The following is a 3,800-nucleotide window of genomic DNA, read 5'->3' on the forward strand; positions in this document are numbered from 1 at the left end:
AGCGGCCCGTAGCAGGCGGGCGCAGTGGCCTCGGGTGGGAACGTCCCGGTCGTCTCGGCCCCGCAGTGACAGCGCCGACGCTCGGCCTGGTGCTCGGTGCAGAACAGCGCGACCGGCGGAGAGGTTGTCCCGCTGAGGGTGGAACTTTGAGGTAGCGGTCCCCCGCCTGAGACCTGCCGAGTGGTAGGTGTCGGGCGTTCCGAAAGAACTCCGACAGGAAGGGGACCGCTGTGACCAACAACTATCAGACCAAGACACGCCGCGCGCGCAAGGGTGGGCGGACAACGCCGAAGAAGGCCAGGATCACGCCCGAGCAGGCCGCCCATGAGCGGGCCGTGCCGCTGCCCGACACCGTGACGATCGCGATCGCCGACCTCGCCGGCGAGCTCGAGGAGGGACTGCTCGCCTTCGCCGTGGGCACCGGGCTCAAGGTGCTCGACACCATCCTCGAGCACGAGGCGACGGCCCTCGCCGGGCCCAAGGGTCGCCACGACCCCGAGCGGACCGCCAAGCGCCACGGGCCCGACACCGGGCTGGTGACTCTCGGCGGCCGCCAGGTGGCCATCACCCGGCCCCGGCTGCGCAGCGTCGATGGCACGAGCGAGGTGACCCTGCCCACCTACGAGCTGGCGTCGTCCACCGAGCTGCTCGGTCGCCTGGCCATGGAGAAGATGCTGGCCAAGGTCTCGACCCGCCGCTACGCGAGCGCCGGCCTCGAGCCGGTGGGCGAGGCAGTCGAGGCGACCAGCCGCTCGACGTCGAAGTCGGCGGTCGCCCGACGCTTCAAGGATGCGACCGAGACGGGCCTCGACGAGCTCATGGCGGCCGGCCTCTCGGAGCTCGACCTGGTGGTCCTCATGGTCGACGGGGTGAATTTCGCCGACCACTGCTGCATTGTCGCCCTGGGCATCGACGCCGACGGCGTCAAGCACCCGCTCGGGGTCGTGGAGGGCGACACCGAGAACGCCACGGTGGTGAAGCGTCTCATCGTGAGCATGCGCGACCGCGGCCTCGACGTGACGAAGCCCATCTTGTGCGTGCTCGACGGCTCGGGAGCGCTCTCAAGTGCGGTGAAGGCGGTCTTCGACCACCCGGTGATCGCCCGGTGCCAGATCCACAAGTTGCGCAACTTGAAGCGCCACCTGCCCGAGAAGGTCTACAACGTCGTCGACAAGCGCATGCGCGCCGCCTACAAGAACGCCGACCCCCTCGCCGGCCAGGGCGACCTCGAGGCGCTCGCCAGTGAGCTCGAGCACCAGCACCCCGGCGCAGCGGCGTCGCTGCGCGAGGGGCTCGCCGAGACCTTCACCGTGGCCCGCCTCGGCGTCCCGCCGGCGCTCATGCGCACGCTGCACTCCACGAACCCGATCGAGTCAATGATCGACATCTGCCGCGACCATTCGGCCAACGTCAAGCGCTGGAACGGCGGGCAGATGGCGCTGCGCTGGTGCGCAGCGGGGATGATCGAGGCGAAGAAGCAGTTTCGCCGGGTGAGCGGCCACCGCCAGTTGAAGGCGCTGCGCGTCGCGCTCGACAAGCACGCCGGCGTCGGTGTTACACCCCCCAATTACGATGCCGAGAAGGAGGTGGCCGCATAGCCCACACGCTCGGGGCCGCTACCCGAAATTCCACACGGATCGGGACATCCTCCACTGACCGCGCGAGGGCTGATAGACCGTCGATGTGGTCACACCGCGGCTCTCACTTCAAGAACAGTTGCGTGAGGCCGTAGCGACGATCGAGCGTTTGCAAACGGAGAACGACGCGTTACGCGCCGAGAACGAGTCGCTCGCAGATCGGGTGACGGCATTGGAGTCCGAGCTACGCGCCGACTCCACCACGACGTCGAAGCCGCCCTCGCAGGACCGCATCGAGCCCCGGCAAAAGCGCGCCGAGCGCCGGGCCGCGGCCAGAGCGAAGCAGGCGCAGGGAAAGAAGCGGGCGCAGGGCAAGCAGCCGGGAGCCCCCGGTGCGCATCTGAAGCGCCGTGAGCCCGACAAGACCGTCCCGCACGATCCCGAGTGCTGCAGTGATTGCGGGCGGGACCTCAAAGACGCCGAGGTGACCGGCGAGGTGCGCAGCCAGGTGATCGATCTCCCCCCGGTGCGCCCGGAAGTGACCGACCACATCGCCTACAGACGGCGCTGCGTGTGCGGCACCGAGACGCTCGGCACGCTGCCTCCTGAGGCCAGAGCGCCCGTGTGCTGGGGGCCGGAAGTCCGTGTCATTGCTCTCTACATGCTCGTCCGCCAGCACCTGCCGATCGAGCGCACCGCCGAGCTCTTGGAGGACCTGCTCGGCGCCCCGGTGTCGACGGGGTGGTTGTGCCAGATCCAGCAGGAAGCCGCAGTCCTGCTCGTGCCGTTCCTCGTCGACCTGAAGGGACGCCTGCGCAAGGAGCCGGTCGTGCACGCCGATGAGACCGGCACCCGGGTGCGCACGACCAAGCACTGGATGCACACCCTTGCCACCGGGATGCTGACGCTCGTCGCCGTGCACAGAAGGCGCGGCGTGAAGGCCTTCGAGGCCATCGGCGTGATCCCCGGCTACAAAGGCACCATCGTCCACGACGGCTGGGCGCCCTACGAGGTCTACGACGAGGCCACACATGCGCAGTGCGGAGCGCATGTCTTACGCCACTTGGACGGCGTCGGCGTCGACGAGACGTTTGCGCTGTGGACCAATCAGATGACCGGCATCCTCATGGACGCCAAAGCCGCCTCCGAGGCAGCCGCCGGCGCGGGAGAGGCCGCCGTCAGCGAAGAGATCGCCGCCAAGATCCGGACCCGCTACAACGACACCCTGGACGTCGCCTTCGCCCTGTTGCCCTCGGGCCCGCCACCACCGAGGCGGCACCGTGGTGGGTGGAGCAGCCTCGAGCGCAAGGCCTGGAACCTCGCCACCCGCATGCGGGGCGATGCCGACCAGGTGCTCCGGCTCCTCGACGACACCCGCGTCCCCTTCACCAATAACATCGCCGAGCAGGCGCTCCGAATGGTGAAGCTGCACGACAAAATTTCGGGTTGCTTCTACAGCGTCGAAGGTGCCGAGGCGTTCGCCGCCACCCGCTCCTACCTCCAGACCGCCGACAAGCACGGCGAGAATCTCATCGGGGTCATCCGCCAGTTGTTCTCTTCCGGTCCGTGGCTACCGCCTTACCCCGCCGGGGGGACCTGAGCGTTTACCATTCGTCCTGGTTGGCGGGTTCCGGGAACAGCCCAAGAAGTAGCCGCCGCACGGCGCCGTGCGCGGTCCCCGGGGCCGCCGACGGTGCCGGATAGGGTGCGGACGTGTTCCTGAAGTCGCTCACCCTCAAGGGTTTCAAGTCGTTCGCTGACCCGACGACGGTGCACTTCGAGCCCGGCGTCACGGTGGTCGTGGGGCCGAACGGGAGCGGCAAGTCAAACGTCGTCGACGCCGTCGCCTGGGTGCTCGGCGCCCAGGGGCCGCGCACCGTGCGCTCGCAGAAGATGGAGGACGTCATCTTCGCCGGGTCGGTCGACCGGGCCCCGCTCGGGCGCGCCGAGGTGTCCCTCGTCGTCGACAACACCGGCGGGCGCCTTCCCGGCGGGCTGGCCGAGATCACGATCACGCGCACGCTGTTCCGGTCGGGTGACTCCGAGTACGCCCTGAACGGCCAGGCCTGCCGGCTGCTCGACATCCAGGAGCTGCTGTCGGACTCGGGCGTCGGCCGCCAGCAGCACGTGATCATCGGGCAGGGCCAGCTCGACCACGTACTGAATGCCCGGCCCGAGGACCGCCGGGCGATCATCGAGGAGGCGGCCGGCGTGCTGAAGCAC

3 protein-coding genes are annotated in these 3,800 nt (G+C 69.0%); all 3 read left to right on the forward strand.

What is annotated here, in order from left to right; all coding sequences use genetic code 11:
* Nucleotides 1–302: 302 nt before the first annotated feature.
* A complete protein-coding gene (locus VNF71_10565; GenBank protein ID HVA74992.1) occupies nt 303–1,598 on the forward strand; it encodes an IS256 family transposase in 1,296 nt (431 codons plus the stop codon).
* A 118-nt stretch (nt 1,599–1,716) separates the two neighbouring features.
* Complete coding sequence (locus VNF71_10570) at nt 1,717–3,177, forward strand: IS66 family transposase (GenBank protein HVA74993.1); 1,461 nt, start codon at nt 1,717–1,719, stop codon at nt 3,175–3,177.
* A gap of 113 nt (nt 3,178–3,290) precedes the next feature.
* On the forward strand, nt 3,291–3,800 hold a 510-nt coding region (locus tag VNF71_10575), incomplete at its 3' end, for an AAA family ATPase (GenBank protein ID HVA74994.1).

The organism is Acidimicrobiales bacterium (assembly GCA_035533095.1).
Classification (GTDB): Bacteria; Actinomycetota; Acidimicrobiia; order Acidimicrobiales; family Palsa-688; genus DATLUM01.